Source organism: Hyunsoonleella rubra (assembly GCF_042684665.1).
Taxonomy (GTDB): domain Bacteria; phylum Bacteroidota; class Bacteroidia; order Flavobacteriales; family Flavobacteriaceae; genus Jejuia; species Jejuia rubra.
Genome location: NZ_JBHULY010000014.1, coordinates 102,945 through 129,602 on the forward strand (window position 1 = coordinate 102,945; position 26,658 = coordinate 129,602).

At 38.4% G+C, this 26,658-nt stretch carries 24 protein-coding genes and 1 pseudogene; 5 read left to right on the top strand and 20 right to left on the bottom strand.

What is annotated here, in order from left to right; translation table 11 throughout:
• The first annotated feature begins 22 nt into the window (after positions 1-22).
• Positions 23-1,660 (top strand): Ig-like domain-containing protein, encoded by a 1,638-nt coding sequence (locus ACFSR8_RS08025; protein WP_380290827.1) that lies wholly within the window; start codon positions 23-25, stop codon positions 1,658-1,660.
• Here ACFSR8_RS08025 and ACFSR8_RS08030 read toward each other — a convergent pair.
• The 12 genes from ACFSR8_RS08030 to ACFSR8_RS08085 form a co-directional block, all read right to left on the bottom strand.
• Positions 1,647-2,426, bottom strand: coding sequence for an amidohydrolase (locus ACFSR8_RS08030; protein WP_380290829.1), 780 nt, complete (start codon positions 2,424-2,426; stop codon positions 1,647-1,649). The two genes, ACFSR8_RS08025 and ACFSR8_RS08030, sit on opposite strands and share 14 nt — an antisense overlap.
• A 14-nt stretch (positions 2,427-2,440) precedes the next feature.
• Complete coding sequence (lhgO, locus tag ACFSR8_RS08035; RefSeq protein ID WP_380290831.1) at positions 2,441-3,661, bottom strand: L-2-hydroxyglutarate oxidase; 1,221 nt, start codon at positions 3,659-3,661, stop codon at positions 2,441-2,443.
• A gap of 83 nt (positions 3,662-3,744) precedes the next feature.
• Positions 3,745-4,224 (bottom strand): hypothetical protein, encoded by a 480-nt coding sequence (locus ACFSR8_RS08040; protein ID WP_380290833.1) that lies wholly within the window; start codon positions 4,222-4,224, stop codon positions 3,745-3,747.
• A 70-nt stretch (positions 4,225-4,294) separates the two neighbouring features.
• On the bottom strand, positions 4,295-6,067 hold the full coding sequence (locus tag ACFSR8_RS08045; protein WP_380290835.1) for a MutS-related protein: 1,773 nt from the start codon (positions 6,065-6,067) through the stop codon (positions 4,295-4,297).
• Between the two features lie 77 nt (positions 6,068-6,144).
• Positions 6,145-6,840, bottom strand: coding sequence for a zinc metallopeptidase (locus ACFSR8_RS08050; RefSeq protein ID WP_380290837.1), 696 nt, complete (start codon positions 6,838-6,840; stop codon positions 6,145-6,147).
• 93 nt (positions 6,841-6,933) lie between these two features.
• Positions 6,934-8,034, bottom strand: a complete 1,101-nt coding sequence (gene ald, locus ACFSR8_RS08055; RefSeq protein ID WP_380290839.1) for an alanine dehydrogenase — start codon at positions 8,032-8,034, stop codon at positions 6,934-6,936.
• Between the two features lie 217 nt (positions 8,035-8,251).
• On the bottom strand, positions 8,252-8,536 hold the full coding sequence (locus ACFSR8_RS08060; protein WP_380290841.1) for a SemiSWEET family sugar transporter: 285 nt from the start codon (positions 8,534-8,536) through the stop codon (positions 8,252-8,254).
• The gene (locus ACFSR8_RS08065; RefSeq protein WP_380290843.1) at positions 8,523-10,298 is read right to left on the bottom strand and encodes a tetratricopeptide repeat protein; all 1,776 of its coding nucleotides are present in this window, start codon (positions 10,296-10,298) and stop codon (positions 8,523-8,525) included. Before ACFSR8_RS08065 ends, ACFSR8_RS08060 begins: the two co-directional genes overlap by 14 nt.
• A 176-nt stretch (positions 10,299-10,474) precedes the next feature.
• Positions 10,475-10,597 (bottom strand): hypothetical protein, encoded by a 123-nt coding sequence (locus ACFSR8_RS08070; RefSeq protein WP_380290845.1) that lies wholly within the window; start codon positions 10,595-10,597, stop codon positions 10,475-10,477.
• Between the two features lie 140 nt (positions 10,598-10,737).
• Positions 10,738-12,009 carry a serine--tRNA ligase gene (gene serS, locus ACFSR8_RS08075; protein WP_380290847.1) on the bottom strand — a complete coding sequence of 424 codons (1,272 nt, stop codon included), beginning with the start codon at positions 12,007-12,009 and terminating at the stop codon, positions 10,738-10,740.
• A 43-nt stretch (positions 12,010-12,052) separates the two neighbouring features.
• On the bottom strand, positions 12,053-13,369 hold the full coding sequence (locus tag ACFSR8_RS08080) for an HTTM domain-containing protein (RefSeq protein WP_380290849.1): 1,317 nt from the start codon (positions 13,367-13,369) through the stop codon (positions 12,053-12,055).
• A complete protein-coding gene (locus tag ACFSR8_RS08085; RefSeq protein ID WP_380290851.1) occupies positions 13,359-14,297 on the bottom strand; it encodes a bifunctional riboflavin kinase/FAD synthetase in 939 nt (312 codons plus the stop codon). The genes ACFSR8_RS08080 and ACFSR8_RS08085 overlap by 11 nt, the downstream gene beginning before the upstream one ends.
• Before the next feature lie 64 nt (positions 14,298-14,361).
• Here ACFSR8_RS08085 and ACFSR8_RS08090 point away from each other — a divergent pair, with 64 nt between their 5' ends.
• Entirely contained in the window at positions 14,362-17,136 is a 2,775-nt protein-coding gene (locus ACFSR8_RS08090; RefSeq protein ID WP_380290853.1) for a zinc-dependent metalloprotease, read from the top strand.
• A gap of 6 nt (positions 17,137-17,142) precedes the next feature.
• Here ACFSR8_RS08090 and pth read toward each other — a convergent pair whose 3' ends face one another.
• The 7 genes from pth to ACFSR8_RS08125 all read right to left on the bottom strand — a co-directional run bounded on the left by pth (position 17,143) and on the right by ACFSR8_RS08125 (position 23,326).
• Positions 17,143-17,769, bottom strand: coding sequence for an aminoacyl-tRNA hydrolase (gene pth / locus ACFSR8_RS08095; protein ID WP_380290855.1), 627 nt, complete (start codon positions 17,767-17,769; stop codon positions 17,143-17,145).
• 81 nt (positions 17,770-17,850) lie between these two features.
• A complete protein-coding gene (gene clpX, locus ACFSR8_RS08100) occupies positions 17,851-19,083 on the bottom strand; it encodes an ATP-dependent Clp protease ATP-binding subunit ClpX (protein ID WP_186557947.1) in 1,233 nt (410 codons plus the stop codon).
• 78 nt (positions 19,084-19,161) lie between these two features.
• Entirely contained in the window at positions 19,162-19,833 is a 672-nt protein-coding gene (gene clpP, locus ACFSR8_RS08105; RefSeq protein ID WP_380290858.1) for an ATP-dependent Clp endopeptidase proteolytic subunit ClpP, read from the bottom strand.
• Between the two features lie 96 nt (positions 19,834-19,929).
• Positions 19,930-21,258 carry a trigger factor gene (gene tig / locus ACFSR8_RS08110; protein WP_380290860.1) on the bottom strand — a complete coding sequence of 443 codons (1,329 nt, stop codon included), beginning with the start codon at positions 21,256-21,258 and terminating at the stop codon, positions 19,930-19,932.
• 130 nt (positions 21,259-21,388) lie between these two features.
• Complete coding sequence (locus ACFSR8_RS08115) at positions 21,389-21,736, bottom strand: phage holin family protein (RefSeq protein WP_186557944.1); 348 nt, start codon at positions 21,734-21,736, stop codon at positions 21,389-21,391.
• A 22-nt stretch (positions 21,737-21,758) separates the two neighbouring features.
• Entirely contained in the window at positions 21,759-22,523 is a 765-nt protein-coding gene (locus ACFSR8_RS08120; RefSeq protein ID WP_380290863.1) for an alpha/beta fold hydrolase, read from the bottom strand.
• Positions 22,524-22,609: 86 nt separating this feature from the next.
• Positions 22,610-23,326, bottom strand: coding sequence for a pyridoxine 5'-phosphate synthase (locus ACFSR8_RS08125; protein WP_380290865.1), 717 nt, complete (start codon positions 23,324-23,326; stop codon positions 22,610-22,612).
• A gap of 87 nt (positions 23,327-23,413) precedes the next feature.
• Here ACFSR8_RS08125 and ACFSR8_RS08130 point away from each other — a divergent pair, with 87 nt between their 5' ends.
• From ACFSR8_RS08130 to ACFSR8_RS08140, 3 genes and pseudogenes are all read left to right on the top strand, one after another.
• Positions 23,414-24,073 carry a CBS domain-containing protein gene (locus ACFSR8_RS08130; RefSeq protein WP_380290877.1) on the top strand — a complete coding sequence of 220 codons (660 nt, stop codon included), beginning with the start codon at positions 23,414-23,416 and terminating at the stop codon, positions 24,071-24,073.
• A gap of 10 nt (positions 24,074-24,083) precedes the next feature.
• Complete coding sequence (locus ACFSR8_RS08135; RefSeq protein ID WP_380290867.1) at positions 24,084-24,968, top strand: NAD kinase; 885 nt, start codon at positions 24,084-24,086, stop codon at positions 24,966-24,968.
• A pseudogene (locus tag ACFSR8_RS08140) lies at positions 24,965-25,158 on the top strand (IS110 family transposase); the annotation flags it as partial. The gene ACFSR8_RS08135 and the pseudogene ACFSR8_RS08140, both read left to right, overlap by 4 nt.
• A gap of 39 nt (positions 25,159-25,197) precedes the next feature.
• Here ACFSR8_RS08140 and ACFSR8_RS08145 read toward each other — a convergent pair.
• Positions 25,198-26,514, bottom strand: a complete 1,317-nt coding sequence (locus ACFSR8_RS08145) for a serine hydrolase domain-containing protein (RefSeq protein WP_380290869.1) — start codon at positions 26,512-26,514, stop codon at positions 25,198-25,200.
• Between the last annotated feature and the right edge of the window lie 144 nt (positions 26,515-26,658).

The following is a 26,658-nucleotide window of genomic DNA, read 5'->3' on the forward strand; positions in this document are numbered from 1 at the left end:
ATATCTCTAATTTTATGTAGGTTTGTGCAAAATTTTTTTCCAGCAAATGGGCAATAGGTTTTTCAATTTTGTTTTAATTACTATCATCGGATGCATCGTTATCAATTGTGCCAATACTGGTAGGCCAGAAGGTGGGGCAAAGGATATTGAGCCACCGAGAATTGTGAGCACATCCCCCGAAAATTATTCTACCAATTTTGACGCGAAAGAGATCCGTATCTATTTTGATGAGTTCATTAAAATCAAAAACCTGCAAAAGCAGTTGATTATTTCGCCCCCAATGAAAACGCAACCCGAGATTACCCCTTTAGGCAGTGCGAGCAAATTCATCAAAATTAAGATTTACGATACCCTACAACCAAACACTACCTACGCTTTTAACTTCGGAAATAGTATTGAAGACAATAACGAGGGCAACCCCTACACCTATTACAGATATGTATTTTCTACAGGGGATCATCTTGATTCATTGACAGTTACAGGTAATATTACAGATGCCCTAAAACGGCAACCCGAAACTTTTGTATCGGTTATGCTGTATGAAGTAGACTCAACGTTTACTGACTCTATTATTTACAAAGAAACTCCAAAATACATCACCAATACACTGGACAGCTTGACCACTTTTACTATTGAAAATGTAAAAGAGGGCAAATATTTGTTGGTGGCACTAAAGGATAAAAATGGAGACAATAAATTTCAACAAAAATCTGATCAAATTGCCTTTTACGATGAATTTATAGATGTACCAACGGACTCCTCCTACTCGCTTCGATTGTTTAATGAAATTGTGAATTTTAAGCCTTCCAGGCCACAACTAGTTACGGGACAAAAAATCATGATTGGCTATGAAGGCGATTACACGGGGATTAAAGTGAACATGATTTCCGAAGTGCCCGAGGATTTTAAATATCGCATCACAAAAGATGAAAAGACAGATACACTTTACTATTGGTACGAACCCAAATTGGAAGTGGATTCCTTAGTCCTGAGTATTGAACACCCGCAGATCACAAAAGAATACACGGTTCGAATTCGGGATAAGGAAAAAGACTCTCTATTGGTAAAAATGGAACCCCAAGGTAGTATCCGATATACAGAAGACCTTATAATTTCAGGAAATACCCCTTTTTCCAATATTGATAAAACGAAGATTGACTTGATCGATAAGGACACGCTTGCAGTAGAGTTTACCATTAAACCTTTGGATTCCCTCGCAAATACGTATGCTATCACTTTTGATAAAACGGAATCCAACGAGTATTATTTTGGTTTTTATCCCGATGCCCTAACAGATTTTTATGGAAAAACCAATGATACCATAAAACACTCTTTCAGAACCCAAAAAAAGGATAGCTATGGTAATTTTAGGCTAAATATCCAAAATGCCGTGTATCCCATAATCGTTCAGCTAACTACACAACAAGGTGAGGTACGTTATGAAAAATATGCTACTGAACGGCACCCCATTGACTTCTTAAATATCAGTCCAGGTGACTACTACATTAGGGTGATTTTTGATGCCAACGGTAACAAAAAGTATGATACGGGCAATTATCTTGAAAAAACCCAACCTGAAATCGTAAAACATTCTGAAACAAAACTGGATCCAGCAGTACGGGCAGGATGGGATACCGAAACAAACTTTACTTTAAACTAAAGCTATCCCGGTCGTCCAAAAATTTCAACCGATTTCTATAGCGATTAATGTGTTTCTTTTGAAGCGTGATGACTTCCGTATGTTCTTTACCCAAAGTAATTGAAGTCAGTTTTTGCCCCAAAACATCATAAGCGGAAGAACTGCCATTATAGTTAATATTTTCACCATCCGCACCAACCCGATTTACCCCGATAGAATAGCACATATTCTCTATAGCCCTGGCCTTCAATAGTGTATCCCAAGCATCAATTCGGGGGATGGGCCAATTGGCTACATAAAGAAGAATGTCATAATCCTCAACATTTCTGGACCAAACGGGAAACCGCAAATCGTAACAAATCATTGGGCAAATTTTCCATCCTTTGTAATCGATAATGACTTTTTCTGTACCTGCGGTATATACTTTATCCTCTCCTACCAAAGTGAAGGTATGCCGTTTGTTGTAGTGGGATATTTTACCAAATGGCTCTACAAAAAGGAGTCGGTTATAAAATTTTTCGTTTTCAGAAATCACGATACTACCAACAATAGCCGTACCCCTTACTTCGGCCAAATTCTGCATCCATTTTACGGTTTCACCTTGCATGGATTCGGCAACCTTTTCAGCATACATTGTGAACCCTGAAGTAAACATTTCGGGCAGGATAATTAAATCGACGTCATCATCGATTTCCTCAATTTTAGTTGTGAAATTTATTCGATTTTGTTCGGGGTTTTCCCAAACCAAATCAGACTGTAGCAATGCTATTTTTAGTTCCTCTTGCATAGGATAAATGTAAACTAATTCAAATTAAAATATTTAGAAGCCATTGCACAAACTTCGTCACCAATAGCTAAACACGCCGTTGCCGCTGGCGATGGTGCATTAAGCACGTGAATGCTTCGGCCTTGATATGCAATTTCAAAATCTTCCTGCATTTCGCCGTTTTCTTTTAACAACATGGCTCTGACGCCAGCTCTTCCCGGTACGATATCTTCGGCAGTTAAAGATGGAATTAAACGCTGAAGTGTTTTTAAAAACAATGCTTTTGAAAACGCGCGCCGGTATTCATTAATGGCGAAATTCGTATGCTTGAACAGCAGTTTCCATGTCCCGGAGTACGAAAGCGCGTCCATCGTATCCCTTAAACTGAAATCGGTTTTTCCGTAGCCTTCACGCTTAAACGTTAAGACTGCATTTGGCCCACATTCGACGTCCCCATTGACCATCCTTGTAAAATGCACACCCAGAAAGGGAAAAGCAGGATTGGGGACGGGATAAATTAGATTTTTCACTTTGTGTTTTGCTTCCTCAGTAAGGTTATAATAATCCCCCCGGAAACCAACAATCCGTCGTTTCGATTTCACCCCGTCCTTCTTCGCAAGGTGATCAGACTGCAAGCCTCCGCAGAAAATCAAATGCTTTGTGGTGTAACTTCCCTTTGAAGTAATGACTGAAGTGGTTTTAGTTTGATGCTCAAAGGCCTTAACTTCTTCGCCTAAAACAATTTTACTTCCCGGTTGTTTTGCAATAACCAAATCAGCAAGGGCTTTTGTTGCCCCTTTAAAGTCAATAATTCCCGTGCATGGCACCCAAATGCCCCCGATACTTTTTACAAAAGGCTCAATGTCATTCACTTGATTGGCGTTGATTTTTTCGATGCCCTCAATTTGATTTTGAAGCCCATTATTGAAAATTTTGTCCAAATAAGGTAATTCACTTTTTCCTGTAGCGACAACAACTTTTCCGCAAACATCGTGCGCTACCCCGTGCTTTTTGGCAAAGTTCACCAACTGTCGTCTGCCATCCGCACATAATCTAGCCTTTAAAGAACCAGGCTTGTAATACAAACCTGAATGGATAACACCGGAATTATTTCCAGTTTGATGTGTAGCCAAACCATTTTCTTTTTCAATAAGAAGTAGTTTTAAGTTGGGGTATTTTTGTTGAATTTTATATGCTGTAGCTACACCGACAATGCCGCCACCCACAATGGTTATATCATATAAAAAAGAGTCCAAAAGCAATATATTTTGAACTCTTAAGATATTATTTAATTTGAAGTAAACCAACTGGATTTGGGCAAAACCCAAAGTCCATTTTATTAAAGCCTTCTTTTGGTTTTGGCTACATTGGTATTTAACTTTTCAATTTTTTCGAGCCACTTTTGCTCGTCCTGTGGGGAAAGTTTGCCTTTCTTTTTTAGCTTCTCGTATTTTTTAGTCGCGTTTTGGTGTTTTTTTGTAGCTTTTTCAAAGTTAGATTGCGCCTTTTGCTTCTTTTTTAGGGCTTTTTCAGCCTGTTTTTGCTTTTTTTCAGCCCTTTTTTGCTCTTTTTCTGCCTTTTCCAGTTTCTTTTCTGCCCGATCAGCCTCTTCAATCTGCAATTGTTGCTTTTCAAAAGCAGACCTGATTTTTGTTTTTTCCTCGGGAGTTAAGGTATTAGTAACATCCGCCCCATCTTTAAAAATCAAATCTTTCTTGACCTCATAAACCACTTCGTTCACTGTAATCTCTTGAGCTTTTATTGACACTCCAATCATTAAAAAAATCACTAAAAGCAAAAGTCTTAATATATTCTTCATTGTAATAAATCCGTTTGTGTTTTGGACACTGATACATGAGAAAAGTCACTTTTTTTTTAAAAAGAAAAACTTAAACGATTTCCATTTTTTTCAGAAGAAAGGAGGCGTTCATATTTTGACAGATTCCCTGTTTCAATTTATAATCAAAAAACAGTTCATCATTGATGATTTCAGCATCAAAATAATAGTTTTTCACATCGTCTAATTCTGTTTCGATGTCGCATAAACTTAAATCGTGCGTTGCAATAATTCCGGTTGCCTTTGAAGCTACCAATTTTTCAACAAACTTCTTTGATCCAATAGCTTTATCTGTACTATTTGTGCCTTTTAGAATTTCATCCAAAACAATAAAATAAGACTCCTTTTGAATGGCGTCCACGATATATTTTAATCGGCTCAACTCGGAAAAGAAATAAGAGCTATCGTCCGTTAGGGAATCCGAAGTGCGCATACTTGTTATCAATTTTACGGGTGTATATTCACTCGAAGTAGCACAAACCGGCAACCCCATATTGGCCATCAAAATATGCAAGGACACAGTCCTTAAAAACGTACTTTTGCCTGCCATATTTGCTCCGGTGACAATAAAAAATTGTTCTTCATTAATTGATAAATCGCTCGGCACACGTTTGTCACTATCCAGCAATGGATGGCCCAAATTTGTCGCTCTTATGACACAGTTGTTATTCCTGATATGGGGAAAAACGTATTCGGGATGATTGAATGCAAAATTCCCCAATGAATTATAGGCATCGAAAAACGAAACCACCTCAAACCAATCGGATACTTTACTGGCATAAGATTCAATCCACATTTCAATGTTGTAACTATTTCTAATATCCATTAGAAAGAGGCCATTGCCAAATATTGCTCCTAAAAAATTGTTTCGATTGTCCAACGCACCCAGAGATTTTGATAATCTTTTAAAAATATGCGATGCTTTTTCATTTTCAGATTGAATCTTGCTTTGTTTTTCCAATAACAATTCGGATGTAAACGTTTCTTTTTCAATGTAATCTAACAAAACGGCGTATTGCCTAAAGGTGTCTTTTAGTCTGTCGGTATTGGAAGATAATTGGTTAATTTTCTTTACATAAACCCCAGAAATAGCGAGGCCAAAGAGTAACCAATAGACGATAGCCATCTGATTTTCAATCCAATTGAATATCGTCAATACGGACATAAGAACTGAAATCGCTGAAAAACCAATTGGCAACCATTTGATGGCTTTTGGTAAAAAAGATTGATAATCCTTTAACCAATTGATGATGAGCTTGGCTGGGATTTCGACTTTTATCAAGCTGGCCGAAGCAGTATAAAACTGTCGCCATTCAGGTTTGGAAGCCAGTTCTTTAATGGCTTCTTGCCTTACTTTAATTCCATCTGTTTTGTTAGCCAATAAGGCCTGAGCAAGTTGTTGCGTACCCTCATTTATAGTTGTCCGGTTGGTATATTGAAAAAACGAACCTCGGCCAAACAAATCAATGTCCAAACTGTATTGATGGCTTGGATTTTCAAAAGTCTTACCATCCGCCCTATCGTGAAAGTTACCCGAGGCAATTTCGATTTCATCTTCATTAATGTTTACCAAAGCTTTGTTGAAATCCCTCAAATGTTTTGCATCGGTATATTTTGAAAGCAGATAAAGAAAAACTCCAGCTCCTACCAATCCTAAAACCAAGGCAATTTGCCATCTTTCAAAAAAGAGATATAAAGCTAAACCGGTTGCAACAAAAACCAAAACTCTGAAGAAACTCAACTTGGTAAGTCGTTTTTTTAAAGTCTTAACCTCGGCCTGATATTTGGTTAGGTGTTTTTTATAATAATCTAAAGGTGTTTCCATGGGATTCAAAAGAAATGTAAAGAAACAAAAAAAAGCCCTGAAGAATTTCAGAGCTTTTAGGTTTTATGTATTTATGGTTAATCGCGACCTCCAAAAACCTGCAAGGCCCAATATAATAGGTTAGCCAAAGCACCAATGGCAGCTACCAAATAGGTTCTTGCAGCCCATTTTAAAGCATCTTGAGAACCTATATATTCTTCAGGCGTGACGATATTTTTATTTTTCAACCAAGCCAATGCCCTGTTACTGGCATCATATTCTACTGGCAGGGTGATAAAACTAAATAGTGTAGCAAATCCCATCATCGCCACTCCTAATGCAGCTACCCACCAGCCAAGACCCATTCCTGCCGCACCGCCTAAAACAAGACCTCCAATAATTAGCCATTGAGACATCCCAGAACTTACGCTTACAACTGGCACTAAAGTGGATCGCATTTGCAACCAACTATATGCCTGAGCGTGTTGCACAGCATGCCCCACTTCGTGTGCTGCAACTGCAGCTGCAGCAGCGTTTCTTTGATTGTAAACTGCTTCACTTAAATTTACAGTTTTGTCCTTGGGATTATAATGGTCGGTTAATCGACCTGCAGTAGAAATCACCTCAACATCATAAATACCGTGGTCGGCCAACATTTTTTGCGCCACTTCGGCACCACTCATACCATTGCGAAGTTGCACCTTTGAATACTTGTCAAACTTTCGTTTTAAAGTATTGCTAACCAACCAACTTACTAGAGCAATAGCTCCAATTAATATATAATATCCAAACATAATTTCAATTTTTTATTTGTATTCAAATCACTTCTTTAAGATAGCAATAATTACACCATTTTAAATTTATGAAATTTTGTCAGATAAAATGATTTAAGCCGTTTCAAACTCCAAATCAAATGCTTCTGCAATTTCTTTATATACAATTTTTCCGTTAACGATATTGAGTCCTTTTGCCAATGATGGCGTAGTATCGCAGGCTTTTTTCCAGCCTTCGTTTGCCAATTTTATGACGTAAGGCAGTGTAACGTTTGTCAGTCCCATAGTGGACGTGTATGGTACGGCACCTGGCATATTTGCCACACTGTAGTGCACAACTTCGTCAATAATATAAGTCGGGTCTTGATGAGTAGTGGGCTTTGTAGTTTCAAAACAACCACCTTGGTCTACTGCGACATCCACCATTACGGTTCCCGGACGCATATCTTTCAGCATATCTTTTGTAATTAATTTTGGTGCTTTTGCTCCTTTTATCAAGACTCCTCCAATAATTAAATCTGAATCCTTTATATGTTTTCGGATATTGTATTCACTAGAAAACTCACTAATAACATTATTTGGCATGGTTTCGCTTACACGACGCAATGCTTTCATATTGATGTCCAAAATAAAAACATTGGCACCCAATCCAGCAGCCATTCTTGCGGCCTGAACACCAACAACACCAGCTCCCAAAATCAAGACTTTCGCAGGCGGCACTCCCGGTATCCCACCAAGTAAAATACCACGGCCTTGGATTGGTTTTTCTAAATATTTTGCCCCCTGTTGGATGGACATACGCCCCGCCACTTCGGACATTGGAATCAATAATGGCAGTGTGCCATCGGCATCCTCAACTGTTTCGTACGCAATACAAACCGCCTTACTATCAATCATCGCCTTTGTCAATAATTCGCTCGAAGCAAAATGAAAATAGGTAAACACCACTTGGTCTTCCTTAATCAAACTATATTCCTGCTCAATGGGTTCCTTCACTTTTACAATCATTTCGGCTACATCGTAAATCTCTTCGATGGTATCCAAAATAATGGCTCCAGCGTTTTGATAATCTTCATCCAAAAAGCCACTGTTGAATCCCGCATTTTTTTGAACATAAACGGCATGGTTTCTTTTAGTCAATTCAAAAACCCCTGAAGGCGTCATACCCACCCGGTTTTCATTGTTTTTAATTTCAATAGGAACACCAATTTTCATAGTCTGTGATATTTAATGTTGATACTAAACTTTAAAAAATCTCTTAAAATAGAGTGCAATATTAATTCAAAAATTTGAAAATTTTCTGAAAATCAATGTTTTTTATAAATTTTCAATATCAAATTTAACAGTTCATTAATAATTACCTAATTCACATCGATTTAATAGAGTTTTGACTGAAGGATTTTCAATTTGAAAAACTTGGAATAAATGCGTGCTATTTTTTCGAATATCGGATTTTGAAATAAATCAGTAAAGTAGCCGAAATTACAGTGATGGCATTAGCAAAAACCATGGAGGGACTGTTTAGAAAAATACCATAAATGAGCCATAAAATTATGCCAACAAGGAATATGAGCAACATGGGCAAGGACAAACTAGATACGTCTTTGGTTTTCCAAGTTTTATAGACTTGAGGGAGGAAAGCAGCTGTTGTCAAGAACGCCGCGAGGAAACCCACGATTTCATAAAGACTGTTATGCGAACTATCAATTAATAGCATCACCTCTTAATCTTCGGAATTTTTTCCGTGCATCCACAAAATAGATGCTATCCTCATGGTTGAACACAATATCCTTGTAAAGGGTTTTTGCCTTTTCCGGTTGATTTAGATAGTTTATGTACAATTCTGCCAAACTGTAGATAGCGTTGTCCACCAAAATCCCGTCCCTATAATTTTCGATGATGTATTGATAATTGGCTTCGGCCCTTTCAAATTCCTTTTTCTTTTCAAAAAGCGCAGCTTGCTTATAAAGTGCCTGTGGGATAATCGGTTCGGTTTTATGTTCGTCCAAAACCTTGTCCAAAAGTGTAATGGCTTCGTCATTTCTATTTTGAAATGCCAACAAATCTGCTTTTGCATAAAGCTTAAGAGCAGTTTGTAGAGAATCTTCATACTTATTATCTGAAATCAACAGTTTTAAGTCCAAGGCATCATTGGCTATCAATTGTGATGTTGAGGATTTCAAAATTTTGAGCTGCGATTCCGCCCATTTAAAATCGCCTTTATAATAGCTGGTTTTAGCCACTTTAAAGCGTGCTTGCTGTGAAATCGTACTGTTTTTAAGGTTGCGCTGTATTTGGGTGAAATAGATAAGCGCCTTGTTAAATTCCTCCTGCAACACCAAAATATCCCCAAGCTCCAACTTAACTTGCGCTTTCTGTTGCACGGTTAGGGGCAATTTTAAGGTTTCCTCTAAAAAGGCAGTAGCTTCTTCCGTTTTGTTCATATAGAATGCCAAAAAATGGGCATATGCAATCTGTAGTTCCAAGGTTTGAGCAAAGGTTCCGTAGGTATCAAAAAGTTCTAAGTATTTGGTTTGAAGTGCTTCAAAATTGGTTGCGTCACCTTGTTCCGCTTCAATTTGCAACAAATCGTTATAGGCCATCAAAATCGTATCAATATCCTGAGCCTTCTCAACAACAAAAGTGAAAATAGATTTTGCGTCCTCATATCGGTTTTCGTTTACTGCAATTTGACCTAGTTGAATAATTCTGAAGAGGCTCTCGGGTTGCCTGGCAAAAATGGCCTTTTCCTGCGCAAAGGCCTTACCGAAGTCCTTTTGTTGCACAAACAGCCAACTCAACATTTCATTCCAAAGCACGTTGGGATCCTGCTGTATTTTTTTTACAAGTACTTTTCGAAGTATACTGTTATTTTCGTTGGAACCGTCTTCGCTGATAAAATCATTAATGGCACGCTTGATATTACCTAAAGAAATGGGATTTTTCTCCGCAAAATCAATATAATTCAGGAACATCTTTTCGATATGCCCTTGTTCACCATAAATCTGTGCCAACTGAAGTTTAAAATTCAATTTTGGCTTTAATTCCATGGCCTTTTCGTAAGTGGTTGCCGCTTGGTCCAATAAGGCATGCTCTTGAAAACTTCTGGCCACGGAAAAGGCATTATTGGGGTTGACCATGAGACTATTTATGGCCGAAGTGTAGTTTTCATTGGCCTTTTCTGCGTTCCCTTTCAGCTGATAATTATGACCCAAAGCCACATAAAATGCCGGGTACTTGGTTCTTCCTAAAATTTTAGTGATGAAGGCCTCTGCTTCGTCATAAAGCTCTAACTGTTGCTGTGTGTCTATAATCCGCTTGATATGGTTGATGTTTGAAGGCGATTTGGCATAGAGTTTTTTATACTCGTAAAGTGCCTTTTCAAAATCTCCATTTTTATAATATTCCTTGGCAAGAATTTCGCTTTGCGAAAACACCACTGTGGAGCAAATTAAAAATATGGCGGTAATCCATCTCATAGGGTAAATATACTAAAATGGTGGTTCTATGAATATATTTTACTTGAACCAAAAATGCCCGAACGAAACATTCGGGCATAACCAACCAAAATAATAGTTCTATTAACTAAACCACTGTTATAAAAATAACAGCAACACTCGATTGGGGACAGCTTTTATCAGTATGTAAAAAAGGGTTATTTCTTTACAACTGCTACAGCTTCATTTTCAGATTTTTCCAAACTAAAATCTGAGAATAAAACTTTACTAGCCAGAAAAAGAAGTGTTATAAGCAGGATGATACGCTTTACGTTTTTCATGGTTAAGTAGGTTAATCATTTTGGTTAGCATAAAAGTCTTAAATAACCAAGAAAACACAAAGAAATTTCGACAATAATCGCTAAACAACATAAAAAATATGCATTTTATCGATTATTTAATATTTTTTGTAGTTAAAAACCTACTTAATGATATCAAAACCTGTATAAGAACGTAACACCTCCGGAATCAAAATGCCCTCCTCAGTCTGGTAATTTTCCAAAATTCCAGCCAACACTCTTGGTAACGCCAAAGACGAACCGTTTAGTGTATGCGCCAGTTCATTTTTTCCTTCGCTATTCTTAAATCGAAGTTTTAGACGATTGGCCTGAAAGGTTTCAAAGTTTGAAACAGAAGAAATTTCCAGCCACCGTTCTTGAGCCGTAGAATATACCTCAAAATCATAAGTCAACGCCGAAGCAAAAGAAGTATCGCCACCACAAAGTCGTAAAATCCTGTAGGGCAATTTGAGTTCTTTTAAAATGCCTTTAACGTGATTTACCATACCGTCCAAAGCATCATAAGATTTAGATGGGTGCTCCACTCTGATAATTTCTACCTTGTCAAACTGGTGCAATCGGTTCAATCCTCTTACGTGGGCACCGTAACTCCCAGCTTCACGACGGAAACATGGCGTATAGCCCGTAATGCCGATAGGCAAATCGCTTTCGTTTAATACCACATCCCTAAAAATATTGGTCCCAGGTACCTCAGCCGTTGGAATCAAATACAGATTATCTTCAGTAACATGGTACATCTGCCCCTCTTTATCCGGCAATTGCCCAGTACCAATACCTGAATCCTCATTCACTAAAAGTGGTAACTGATATTCGGTGTATCCAACCTCCGTATTTTTATCCAAAAAGTAGGTAATCAAGGCACGTTGCAACTTAGCTCCCTTTCCTTTATAAACCGGAAACCCTGCACCCGCAACCTTATTCCCCAGTTCGAAATCGATGATGTCGTACTTTTTAGCCAATTCCCAGTGTGGCAATGCGTTGCCATGTAACTCAGGAATTTCGCCTTCTTTAAATACTTCTTCGTTATCGTCCTCAGAATTTCCTTGGGGTACTGAAGCATGAGGCACATTTGGAATTTGATATAGTAATTCTTTTAAATCATTCGCCGTGGTATTCAACGTTTCCGCAAGCGTTTTTGAAGTTTCTTTCAACGTTCCGGTTTTTGCCTTTAGAGCATTCGCCTCCTCCACTTTTCCCGATTTGAACAATCCTCCAATTTCTTTTGAAATCGAGTTGGATTCGGCCAAAGTATTATCCAATTCGGACTGCGTGCTTCGTCGTTTTTCATCCAAAGCAATCACTTCCTCAATCATTTTTTCAGCATCGATGTTTCGTTTTGCTAGGCGTTCAATGACTTCTGTTTTGTGCTCTCTAATAAATGGGACTTGTAGCATGGTTTAAAATTTAAGCGACAAATTTAAGGAATTACAGCAGTATTTATTCTTTTTTTGAAGGCAAAATCCATTCGCTGTGCTTTAATGGTTCCCAAGGGGTATTTGCGATATCGACATCAGAATCAATAAAGTCCCGAAAGGGTTTACCATTAACGCTTACCTTACTTTGAACATATACCGCAACATCTTGTCCTTTGCTTTTGAAATCGGTTTTTAAATGTTGGGCAAACTGCCAAATCACATCCGGTTTTGTGCCAGCACCTCGTTGTTGCTTTTTGGTCAAATAATCATTCTGATTGATAATGATTCTTTCCTTTGAATCCTTGTCCACTACGGTATAAATCGTTGAGCCTCTTTTTGCCCTTAACATCATCCGCCACGATAAGCGATGCCCCTCTTCGGTCCAAAGCACATCATCCTGAAAAAAATGGTGTCGCAACGGCAATGCAATTTGAATCATAAAATATATTGAAAACAATACAACGTAAGCATCCCGAAATTTGGGAAATTTAATTTCACCGGCTTCATAAAAAGGCCTCCTTTTAAGGAAAATGCTGCGAACGGTTTTTGGTTCAAAAAAGAACAAATAAAACGCCAAAGCCAAATATGGAAAAATCCCTATTTGGAACACAATAGAATTGAATAGATGAAACCCTATAGAAATGATGAAAGCCCATTTCCTTGTAGGCTTAAAGAGTAACAACGGCACAATTAAGCCATCAAATAAAATCCCGCCATAGGTCAGCACATAATGCACCCATTTTTGTTGCAATAGATCTCCAATTAGATAGTAATGCGCTTTACCTTTCATTAAAAGCTCGATAAACGAAGTGTCCAACCAATCTGGGTAAAACTTGGCTACCGAAGCATAAGTGTACACGATGAATAATTGCAAAATAAACACGCATCGGCACCATTGGGGCATGGCATTGGTTTTCAGTTTCGGGTTCTGTTTTGCATCAATGGAAATATCGTGATTAGCAGGTAAAAATACCATGATAGCACTGACTAGCATCAACAAATAGTAGTGGTTGTTGTAAGACGACTTTTGCATCAAATAGCACCCCGCCCATAACACTGCGAAGCCAAACATACTCCACTTATATTTGTAGCCCAACATGATGCATATTCCAAAAAGCCCCATGAAGGCATAGTAGGCATACATGCCTGGCCCTTGAAATATATTGAGCCATTCAAAACCAATAAAGGTAAAGGTGAATTTTGGCTCTACCAACACACGGGTTACCCAGCCAGTGGCAATGGCCCCAACGGATTCCAAAAAACACAAAAGGCCAAAAAATATTCTAAAAATAACAAGCTGGGAATTGTCAATATATTTAAACAGCCAATTATTCAGCATGGAATTTGGCTATATATTGTAGGGAAAATGCCCTATCCTTTTGAAGTTGTACTTTTAAATCTTCAATGGAATCAAATTTTTGCTCATCGCGGATCCGTTCCAACAGGTCAATTTGAAGTTCTTTACCATAAATAGAAGCATCAAAGTCGAAAAAATGAATTTCGACGGATTCCTTTTCTCCATTAACCGTGGGATTAATGCCGATATTCATCATGCCATAAACCGTTATACCATCAATTTCTGACTTCACAACATAAGACCCATGTTTCGGAATCAACTTATAATCTTCGGCAATACTTAGGTTTGCAGTTGGAAAATCCAAAGTTTTACCGATACCCCTGCCTTTAATTATTGTGCCGGTCAACATGAACGCGTAGCCCAGGTATTTATTGGCCTTTCTTAAATCGCCTTCCAAAAGGGCCCTTCTGATTTTTGTTGAACTTACGGCAACGTCATTGATGTCTTGAGCCGAAATTTCCTCAACCTCAAAACCGAATATCTCGCCATATTTTTTTAAATCTTCGATGTCGGCATTTCTATTTCTTCCAAATCGGTGATCATAGCCAATAATGACTTTTTTAGCATTTAATTTATCCACCAGCACTTGTTGAACAAACTCCTCAGCACTTAATCTTGAGAATTCCTTTGTGAACTTTTTAATCAACAAATAATTCAACCCCAGATTTTTAAGAATCTCACTTCGCTCGTCAATAGTGTTAATCAATTTAATCCCGGAATCTTTCTGTAGCACCATTCTCGGGTGGGGAAAAAAGGTAAGAATGACAGATTTTAAGCCTTCTTTCTTCCCAACCATAATCAACCGTTTTACTATTTTTTGATGGCCTATATGCACGCCGTCAAAAGTGCCAATTGTCACAATAGTTGGTTCTTCGGATCTATAGGTTTCTACCTTTACAACTTTGCCCATGAAATTCTGTCAATTGCTCAATTCAGCAAAAAAAACTAGATTTGTTAATAAAAAAGCCCCAAAAATGGTTACGAAAACAAATCTACATTATGTTTTTTCAACTGCAATGTTTTTGCTCGTCTTTTCTGTTTATGGACAGCAATCTCCTTGGACCAAAGTAAAAAGCATTCAGAATTATCAAGCCCTTTCAAAACTAAATTTGGAATCTACGGAGGTGGATTATTTTAGTTTAAATCAAACGGAATTCTTACAAAAATTAGCGTCGGCCAGCACCAATAAAAACGGAACGACAACAATTAGTATTCCAACTGAAAATGGCAAAATACAAGCTTTTGAAATTGAGGAAAGGTCTGTTTTTTCACCAGAATTAGCAGTCCAATTCCCAGATATTAAATCTTATGTAGGCTACGCTATTGATGGCTCGGGAGGGCGTTTGCGCATGAGTGTTTCGCCTAACGGTATTCAAACCATGATTTCGTATGCAGGTAAACCTATGGTTTTTATGCAACCTTTGGAAAGAGGTTCTGAGCAATATCTAGTATACCAAAAAGGTGATAAAAAAGGTGAGCTTGCCGGGTTCAAATGTAATACCATAGAAACATTAAAAACAAAAGCTTCAAAATCGGGTGACGCAAAAATAGATGAAGGCGGTGCCAATGACCAAACGCTTCAGACCTTTAGGATAGCTATTTCAACTACTGGGGAATACACAGCTTACCACGGCGGAACAGTTGGAGGTGCTTTGGCGGGTATTAATGCCACACTTACAAGGGTTAATGGAATTTTTGAAGCAGACATGGCAGTCACCTTTCAACTGGTAAATGCCACACAATTAATTTATACCAACAGTACCACGGATCCTTATTCGAACCCAAGTGTTGGTACGGACGAAAGTAATTCCGACAACCTCAATGGGTGGAGTTTGCAATTGCAGAATACCTTATCCTCAACCATTGGTAATGCGGCCTATGATATCGGGCATTTGTTTGGTGATGACGGCGGTGGTGGGAGCGCAGGCTGTATTGGCTGTGTGTGCAGGGATGACAACACCTCGGACGATATGGACTTAAATAAAGGAAGTGCTTACACCTCACCTCCAAACGGTGTCCCAGAAGGAGACACGTTTGACTTAAATTATGTTATCCACGAAATAGGTCACCAAATGGGAGCCAACCATACTTGGGCCTTTGATACCGAGTCGGGCACCAATGTAAACTCTGAACCAGGAAGTGGCTCTACCTTAATGGCTTATGCTGGTATTACAGGACCAGACGATGTGGCTTCTGATAGCGACCCTTATTTCCATTACCACAGCATTAAGCAGATTTTGGATAATTTGACCACAAAAAGTTGTCAGACCACTTCGGCTCTAACGAATAATCCTCCAAGCGCTAATGCAGGGAGCAATTTTGTAATTCCAGCGGGAACGCCATATGTGCTTAAAGGAAGTGCCACAGATGCGGATTCTGGCGACGTACTGACCTATTGTTGGGAACAAACCGATAGCGGCAAAACGGATTACCAAAACTTTGGGCCAACATTGACCAGCAGTTCCATGAATCGGTCCTTGCCTCCTTCCACCTCGCCCGACAGGTATATCCCAAGATTAAGCAGTGTACTGGAAGGTAATATTACCCAAACGAATCCGGGGTTGGGAAGCGATTGGGAAACCGTAGCCACAGTGGATAGAACGCTAAATTGGGCATTAACCGTAAGGGATAGAAATCCGGCGAGTACAACTGTAGGACAATCAAGCTATGACAGAATGCAAATACAGGTTGTTGATGGTACAGTCCCTAACCCTGTGGGGCCTTTTGTAGTTACATCTCAAAATACTAATGGTATCCAATGGACCCAAAACACTTCCGAAACCATTACTTGGGACGTGGCCGGAACGGATGCAAATGGCATTAACACGTCTAACATTAATATACTATTATCAACTGATGGTGGAGAAACTTTTAGTACTGTATTGGCTTCGAACACCCCAAACGACGGATCCGAAACTATAACCGTCCCCAATATTGCAGCACCCTTCTGTAGGATTATGATTGAACCTGTCGGCAATATTTATTATGCCGTGAATACTGAGGATTTTGCTATTGGATATATCGTTACAACCACATGTAACCAACAATACGCCTCAAATTCCAATTTGAATTTACCCATTACCGATGGTAATACTGTTACAAATATTATTAATGTTCCGGACAGCGGAACAATAAGCAGTATCAAAACAAATGTTGATGTCACACATACCTACATCAGTGATTTAATCGTCACCTTAGAACACCCAAATGGCAGCACCTCCTCCGTAATATGGAACGAAAACTGTTTTAATAGTCCCGGCTATCAAGATTTTGATATCATTTTTGATAATGAGGGGTCGGCAGTAGCATGTGCTTCGCCAACAAATGGCACATATATTCCTGCAAATACTTTAAGCATTTTTGATGGCCTTGATAGTCAAGGTAATTGGCAAATTTCCGTTAGCGATGGTTTTGCTGGAGATACAGGCACCTTGAATGACTGGTACGTAGAATTCTGTATTACAACTGTAGTACTGGGCAATGATGACTTTAATGGATTTACTGGACTAAAAGTGTTCCCCAATCCGTCAGAAGGCAATTTCAATGTGCAACTACAGGCCAATTTGGCAAGCAACACCGTCAATATTGAGGTTTATGATTTGCGAGGCAGAAGTATTTATGGCAAAACTTTCAAAAGTACCAGCAAATTTGAACAAACTATAGATTTAGGGCGGGTTCAATCTGGGCTTTATATTTTGAAAGTAAGTGACGGCCAGAGGACATCCAGCCGCAAAATTGCTATCGAGTAGGCCTCCCTATTTTCCATTAAAGGTATTCATCGTATTATTTACCCCTGAAAGGACAAAGGATTTAATCAATTCTGCTGATTTATCGAGACGCTCTGGAAGTTTAGAATACTCGTCCTCCGTCCATTCTCCCAGGACATAATCCACCTGCCTACCTTTGGAAAAGGCATCGCTAATTCCAAATCTGAACCGGTTATATTTGGTTGTATTTAATTTATCCTGAATATCCTTTAAGCCGTTATGCCCCCCATCACTTCCTTTGGTTTTTAATCGAATGCTACCAAAAGGGAGATTCAAATCATCGGTTACGACCAAAAGGTTTTCCAATGGCACTTTTTCTTTAGTGAGCCAATACTGCACAGCCTTCCCACTAAGGTTCATAAAGGTGCTTGGTTTAAGGAAAATAAAGGTTCGCCCTTTTAATTTATATGTGGCAACATCACCCAATTTTTGGGTTTCAAAAGAGACATCTTCCTTGGAGGCAAAATGGTCTAAAACTTTAAAACCAATATTATGACGTGTTTCTTGGTATTTTTCGCCAATATTGCCCAAACCAACAATTAAAAACTTCTTCATAAGGTCTTCATTATGTGAAGTCCTTTTCAATCTAAACCATCGTCTAAAAAACTTGCACATCTTTCTTTCAATTAAAATCTGCTCAAAAATAAAAAAGCATCCTGAAAATCAGAATGCTTTCTTTTTAATTTATGTCTTCTACTAAGAAACCGCTTTCAGTTTTTTCAGTGTTGTTTTGGTCAATTTGTCCTCCGCGTAAGCTTTGGTAACGTTCAATTTTTTGTCGTTGCTACTTGGCAATTCAAACATCGCATCGGTCAAAATTTCTTCGCAAAGCGAACGCAAACCTCTCGCTCCTAATTTATACTCGATAGCTTTGTCTACGATAAAACCTAAAGCTCCATCCGTTATACTAAAATCGATATCGTCCATGGCAAACAGCTTTTTATACTGCTTGATAATGGCATTTTTAGGTTCTGTCAAAATCGCCCTCAACGTCTTAGCATCAAGCGGATCCATATAGGTAAGCACTGGTAATCTTCCGATAATTTCAGGAATTAACCCAAAATCCTTTAAATCCTTCGGAATAATATATTGCAACAGATTGTCCTGATCTATCACCTCATCAGACATAGAAGCCGCATAACCTACCGCTTTCATATTCAAACGTTTTGTAATTACGCGTTCAATGCCATCAAAAGCACCACCTGCAATAAACAGAATGTTTTCAGTATTTACTTCGATGAATTTTTGATCTGGGTGTTTTCTTCCTCCTTTTGGCGGTACGTTTACAACGGTTCCCTCCAAAAGTTTTAATAAAGCTTGTTGCACCCCCTCACCAGATACATCACGGGTTATAGAAGGGTTATCACTTTTTCTTGCGATCTTATCTATTTCATCAATAAAGACGATCCCTTTTTCGGCTTTTTCCAAATTGTAATCGGCAGCTTGAAGCAAACGTGTTAAGATACTCTCTACATCCTCACCCACATAACCGGCCTCAGTCAAAACTGTAGCATCCACTATAGCCAAAGGCACATTAAGCATTCTAGCAACTGTTTTGGCCATTAAGGTTTTACCCGTTCCCGTTTGGCCCACCATGATGATGTTGCTCTTTTGAATTTCGATATCATCATTTGAAGGCGCTTGCAACAAACGCTTGTAGTGATTGTAGACAGCAACAGCCATCACCTTTTTGGTCATTTCCTGACCGATGATATACTCATCCAAAAAGGCCTTGATCTGTTGAGGCTTTCTGAGTTTTAACTCTGCGGAAAGATCATTATTGTCGTTTTGTTTAGATTCTTCTAAAACAATCCCGTGCGCCTGCTCTATACACCTATCACAAATGTGGGCGTCCAGGCCAGCTATTAAGAGATTTGTTTCAGGTTTTTTTCTACCGCAAAACGAGCATTCTAATTCTTCTTTTGCCATTAATCATTGGGTTTTCAGGGAAGCAAATTATTTCTTCGTGCTTCATTTGGAACTGATAAAATTACAAAAAATATTTAACTATCTTGACAAAATCTCGTCAATCATACCATATTCCTTGGCTTTATCGGCTTTCATCCAATAATCGCGATCACTATCTTCGTAAACTTTGTCGTAATCCTGACCCGAGTGCTTACTAATGATACGGTATAATTCCTCTTTTAAGGTCAAGATTTCTTTGGCTGTAATTTCGATATCGCTGGCCTGGCCTTGCGCCCCTCCCATTGGTTGATGGATCATCACCCGCGAGTGGGTCAGTCCGCTACGTTTGCCTTTTTCTCCGGCGCAAAGCAATACGGCGCCCATCGAGGCTGCCATACCTGTACAAATGGTAGCCACATCAGGTTTTATAAACTGCATGGTGTCATAAATACCTAAACCGGCATACACACTTCCCCCCGGGGAATTGATATAAATTTGAATGTCTTTCGTAGCATCAGTACTCTCCAAAAACAACAACTGAGCCTGAATAATATTGGCCACTTGATCGTTAATGCCAGTGCCCAAAAAGATGATACGATCCATCATCAAACGCGAGAATACGTCAAAAATGGCGATATTCATTTGGCGTTCCTCAATAATATTGGGCGTTAAACCCACAGGGTACATACTACTAATGATTTTGTTGTAATACGTGCTGCTGATACCTTGGTCTTTTATGGCGAATTTTTCAAATTCTTTTGCGTAATCCATATATAAAATGTCTTTCTTTTAAAATTTTACGAGATAAAAAAAATGCGCTTGAACGTCAACCGTTCAAGCGCATAAATATAATGAATATATATTTTATTATTTATCGCCGTAAACTTCTTTAACAAACTTTTCGTAACTCAATTCCTTAGTCCTTAAATTGGCTTTTTCTTTATATAAAGCAATCAATTTTTGACTAATTAATTGTTCCGAAATACGACGCGCTTCTTCCTGGTTTCCAAGAACTCTAGCGGCAATACCTTCCAATTCTTCATCCGAAGGGTCTAACTGACCAAATTGCGCCATCTGTGCTTTTATCATCTCTTTGGCGTGCCCTTTGATGTCTTCGATTGTGACTTGGATGTCATTATCCTGAATCAATTTCCCTTCGATCAACTGGTATCTCAAGCTTTTTTCAGACTTTTCATATTCTTCTTTTGCCTGAGCCTCATCCAATTCGGTTTCACCAGAAGCTTGCATCCATTTGGTTAAAAACTCGGCCGGCAAGTCAAATTTCGTGTTGTCCACCAAATACTCGGTAACGTCGTTTAACAATTTCTGGTCAGATTGCTGTTTAAACTGTTTTTCGGCATCTTCCTTAATCTTATTCTTCATTTCCGTTACTGAGGTCACCGCTTTAGGCCCGAACAATTTATCAAACAATTCTTGGTCCAAATCCGCCAACTCCCGAGTGTTGATTTCATTAATAGTGAATTGTACTTCAATATCCAAACCATGTGCCCTATCGTGCTCTACCTTTAAAGCATGCATCAACTCATGATCATCCTCATACAACCCTTTTGTGTTTAGGGTAATTACATCCCCCACTTTTGCACCAATAAATTGCTTTTCAGTAGATTTTCCTTTGAATTTATCCAAAGTCAAGGTCACTTTATTGTCAATTTCCTCGGCTTCATTGGTGTACGTTCCAGTAATTTCGCTGGTTTTTTCAACAGTATCCTGAGACACCAATTTGCCATATTGCTTTTGGATACGCTCCACCTGCTCGTCAATCATCTTGTCATCCGCCACAATGTTATAGTGCGTAATGGCTTTTTTGCTTTTTAGCTCAACATCAAATTCTGGCGCAAGCCCTAATTCAAATTCAAAAGAAAAAGCGTCACCATCCCAATCGATATCGTCCTGTTGTTTTGGTAACGGCTGTCCTAAAACGTCCAACTTTTCTTCTGTTAAATATTTGTTCAATGCATCTTGAAGCAACTTGTTCACTTCATCTACCAATACTGCTTTTCCGTACTGTTTCTTCACCATTCCCATTGGTACGTGTCCTTTTCTGAACCCAGGAATATTGGCCGTTTTGCGATAATCGGATAGGATTTTCTCAACCTTATCACTGTAGTCTTCCTTCGCGATATCTACTTTTACTACCGCATTTAATGCATCTAAATTTTCTCTTGTAATATTCATACTATTGATATGCGCCTAATCAGGCATTTAACAAATAGGCATTTCAGCCTAAAATCCTCTAATCAAAATTGGGATGCAAAATTAGTATATTTTTACATCCCTGCAAAGTTTTTAATCTCTTGAATTTGAGCTACTTTTTATCTTCTTTTAAAAGCGAATGCAATATGGACTGAAGGATGGACAACAGAATACTGAAAAGGATGGCCCACCAGAAATTTTTCACTGAAAATCCCGAGATCAATTCATCCGCTAAAAGAATGATTACAGCATTAATGACCAACAAAAAGAGGCCGAAAGTAAGAATTGTTGCCGGCAGGGTAAAAATCACCAAAATGGGTTTTACCAAAAGATTTAAAATTGAAATAACAACGGCAACAATAAGGGCACCAACATATCCATCAACATTTACCCCAGATAAGAAATGGGCCAAAATGAATACGGCCACGGCGTTAAGCAAAAGTTTTAGAATGAGTTTCATTATAAATGAATTTATGTTTTTTTTAATTCAAGAACGCGACTACCGCCTCAAAAAAGGCTTTGGGGTTTTCGGCGTGCAACCAATGACCTGCATTTGGAATGGTTACAATATCAGCTTTTGAAAAGTGGTTTTTGATGATGCGCTCATCCTCAGCACCGATATATTCCGAGCGGTCTCCACGTAAAAATAAGGTTTCGCCCTCAAATCTGGCATAACTTGGTAGAGGTTCACCAACTTCGCTGACTTCCTCGCGCAACACTTCCAAATTGATGCGTAAACCCAACTGTCCTTTTTCTACCCAGTATAAATTTTTAAGCAAAAACATGCGCGTTCCGGGATCTGACACATATGTACTCAGAACCTTATCCGCTTCACCCCTACTTCTTATGGTTTCAAAATCTAAAGCACTCAAGCCATTTAAAATATCTTGATGATGTACGGGGTAAAAACGTGGCGAAATATCGGCCACCAATAATTTATCAATCATTTCGGGATACTGGCTTGCAAACAACATTGCCGTTTTCCCTCCCATAGAATGCCCCAAAAGAATGATATCCTTCAAATTTTTGGCATCACAATAATGTTTTAAATCCTCCGCCAATACCTCATAACTAAATTCGTCATCATGGAAACTATGCCCATGATTGCGCTGGTCCACTAGATGTACTTCGTAACCCAATTCGGAAAAATTTTTGCCATGGGTTTTCCAATTGTCGCTCATACCCAAGAAGCCGTGCAAAATGACCATTGGTTTTCCTTCGCCTAAAATGTTTGAATGTATTATCATCTAAGCTTTATCGGTGGCTGAGGCTCTCGAAGCCACTTTAATCTAAATTTCAAAAGGAGACTTCGAGAGCCTCAGTCTCCGAAAACCTACCCCTTCAACTTCCTCAAATACATCTGTATCACATTTTCAACCCCTAAATACAGACTTTCAGCCACTAAGGCATGTCCAATCGATACTTCCAATAAATTTGGAATATTTTGTTTGAAAAACTCAATATTATCCAAAGACAAATCATGTCCGGCATTGATACCCAAGCCCAATTCATTAGCCAAAACGGCACTTTCGGCATATGGTTTTACGCCATCTTTATTACCCAATCCATATTGATGTGCAAAACTTTCAGTGTACAATTCAATTCTATCTGTACCCGTTTCCTTGGCCCCTTCAATTTGTTTTAAAACCGGATCTACAAAAATGGAAGTGCGAATCCCGCTTTTTTGAAATTCTGAAATCACGTCCACCAAAAAATCCTTGTGCTTAATAGTGTCCCAACCTGCGTTGCTCGTAATAGCATCCTCAGCATCTGGCACCAAAGTAACCTGCGTGGGCTTTACCTCTAACACCAAATCCATAAAAGAAGCTATGGGGTTGCCCTCAATATTATATTCAGTATATACTTCTGGCTTCAAATCCCGTGCATCCTGATAGCGGATATGTCGTTCGTCCGGCCTTGGATGAACAGTAACCCCTTCGGCACCAAATCGTTGCACGTCCTTGGCAAACTCTACCACATTGGGCACGTCACCCCCTCGAGAATTCCTTAGGGTAGCAATCTTGTTGATATTAACACTTAGCTTGGTCATCAATTCATTTTTACTGCACAAAAATACAAAGTAGAACAGGCTTAAGTAGCATTTTTTTGATTAATTTGCAGTATGAAGTCGTTAGCAATGAAACTTTCGGAATTGGTCATCAATGACATCAAACCTCTGCCAAGTAGTAGTAAAATTAGCGAATTGCAAGAGGTATTCAATCAATTGACCTACACGCATTTGCCCATTATGGACGACAATGGCGTTTTTATGGGTACCTTTTTTGAAACCGACGTACATTGTTTTGAAAGCAACAAATTGGCCAAAGATTACCTTTATGCCATAGAAGATTTTTATGTACGGGACAGTACGATTTGGCTGGATGTTTTGGAGGCTTTTGCCCAAAATTCCACCAATATTATGCCCATTTTAAACGAGGAGAACGTTTATTTAGGTTACTACGAATTAAATGACGTTATCGGCCTTTTTAATGAATCGCCCTTTTTCTTTGAAAGCGGTGGTGTTTTAGTAGTTGAAAAGGGCATCAATGATTATTCGTTTAGCGAAATCAGTCAAATTGTGGAATCCAATGGGGGCAAATTGCTAGGGGCATTTATTTCAAAAATTAAAAACGATGTGGTTCAAGTTACCTTAAAAATTGGTAGCACTGGATTGAACGACATTATTCAAACCTTTAGGCGTTACAGCTATAATATTGCCTCTGTCCATAAAGAAGATAATTTTACCCAAAGTTTGAAAGAGCGGTCGGACTACCTCAATAAATATTTGAATATTTAAACATTTGTACATGAAAATTGCCGTTTTTGGACGTTTTAGCAACAAGTTTACATTAACATCCTTAGATACGCTACTGATATATTTGGTAAAAAAAGATGCTGAAGTATTTATTGAATCCGACTTTTCGGAATTGATAAAATCCACCTCGCATAAAAAATCCTTTTATGACACTTTTGAAACCTTTGAAACACTGGACGAGTCCTTTGATTTGCTGGTGAGTATCGGTGGGGACGGTACCATTTTAAGGGCCATTACCTTTGTTACCAATTTAGATATTCCAATTGTTGGCATCAACACCGGTCGCCTAGGGTTTTTGGCTACCATTCAGGTGGAAGACATTGAAAAGGCCATGGAAAACATCATCAAGGGTAGGTACAAAGTTTCCGAGCGCAGTATGCTTTCGATCGAAACCTCTCCCAAAACCGATGAAATATTCCCGCTAAATTTTGCTCTAAACGAAATAGCGGTAAGCCGTAAAAACACTACCTCCATGATTACCGTAGAAACCTTTTTGGATGGCGAGTTTCTAACCTCCTATTGGAGCGATGGTTTAATTATTTCAACACCTACGGGCTCTACGGGATACTCCTTAAGTTGTGGCGGCCCAGTAATCACCCCTACTACAAATAGTTTTGTGCTAACCCCTATTGCACCCCATAATTTAAGTGCTCGTCCGTTGATTATTCCAGATTCCACGGAAATACAACTACGCGTGAATGGTAGGGAGGAACAACATTTGGTGTCCTTAGATTCCAGAATCGCTACGTTGGACAACGACACGCTGATCACCATTAAAAAAGCAGGTTTTAAAATTAAAATGATCGACCTGTTGGACGAAAGCTTTTTAAAAACCCTAAGGAAGAAAATGCTTTGGGGGGAGGATAGTCGGAATTAATGTTTCTATGTGCATTTTCGGCATTTAGGCACAATAAGGCCGGCAGGTACTTTTCGTAAGAATTCTGCCCAAAGGCAAAAGCAAGAAGCTAGCCTTGATTGCAGTGTCGAACAAGTTGCTGAAACAGGCTTTTGCCATAGCAAAAAGCGGACTGCCCTATGATGAGAACTTTGTTTCAAGAATAGCTTAAAATTGCTTGTTTTTTAACTCAGTTCTTTGTTGTAGTGCGTTATTTTTTTATTCCTTTTAGTTTCACACCTTTCCAACCCATTAAAACATTGAAACTACCACTTTTATTGTCAATAAATTCAAAAGATTCAGGTTCTTTAGGGTCGTCAAAAAAAGTAATTTCCGATTCAGCTTTTAAGGTGGCAATTTGCTCTCCATCTTGATACACAATTAGATTCTTGTTTTCTACTTTAAAGGTCAGTTCTAAATTACCCATATCAGCGAAAGAATAAGTGCCAATATATTTGTTTAATATTTCATTAGATAATTCGATAGATTGTCTATTCAATTCTTTAGGCACTTCATAAGGTTTATTCTCTAAAATTTTCGCAAAGTCTTCTACGGTTTTCTGAAAAGGGACCTCTTCGTAATTTGCCAAAAAAATGAAATTATAATTATGTTCAAGATTTGTATAAATTTCGACTCTTATTCCGTCTGAACCACCACTTTTTTCAATGACATCAGATTTATTTTGCAGTAAGGATGCATAAGGTTCATTTTTTATATGGTTCAAAAACTTATTTAAGTCAGAAGCAGTTGAAAATATTCTTGCAGTCTTTAGTTCATCTGATAATATATTATTTACTTGAACAATAACGGTATTATGCTTTTCGTGATTCTTTGCTAAATTTTTGAGATTCTTTTCTTTTAGGTGAAAATGAGCTCCTGAATTTTTCATTCCCAAAGGTTGGAACACTTCGTCTGCCAAACATTGGGCAAAAGTTTTATTAGTTACTTCTTCAATGACAAAATAAACAAGTTCATAAGCCACATTAGAATATTGTTTTTCTGTACCTGGTTCGAAAAGTAGTTTTTGCTTTTTGGCGTACTCGACTATCTGTTCTGATGACAAGTTGATTTCATCTTCTTTAACACGCTCTAAACTTCTTGGAAGTCCTGATGTGTGGTTGAGTAACATTTCTATGGTTATTTTGTTACCGTTTGGAAAGTCTGGAATATACTTTCTGATGGATTCACTTTTTTTAATTCTTTCCTCAATCTCAAATTTTTCAATCAAGTAATGAGCCATTAACTTGGAAACAGAATGAATATCAAATTGACTTTCAGTTGTTACATACATAGTACTACTTTTATCCTGATTTAAATTATATGCCCTGTTAATGATTATAGTGTCATTTTTAGAAGCCAATACAACTCCATTGAATTTCCCAATTTTATTAAGTGCTGAGAAGTACTCATCTACTTTTTTATTCAGTTTTTCGGTTTGATTTGATGAATCAACTTCTGTTTTTTTACCCTCATTTTTGCAAGAGATTAGAAGAATTAGTAGAAGAAGTATGGTTAAAATTTGTCTCATTATTTTGTTTGGTTCTAATGCACTACAACGGTTAGTATAAGAAGCGTTGACATCCCGCAGGGTGGCAATGATTTTTATACATCTTAAGTTTGATTCTCTGTAAATTTGGATACTAACCAGAAAGAACAAAAGAGAGAATTAAGG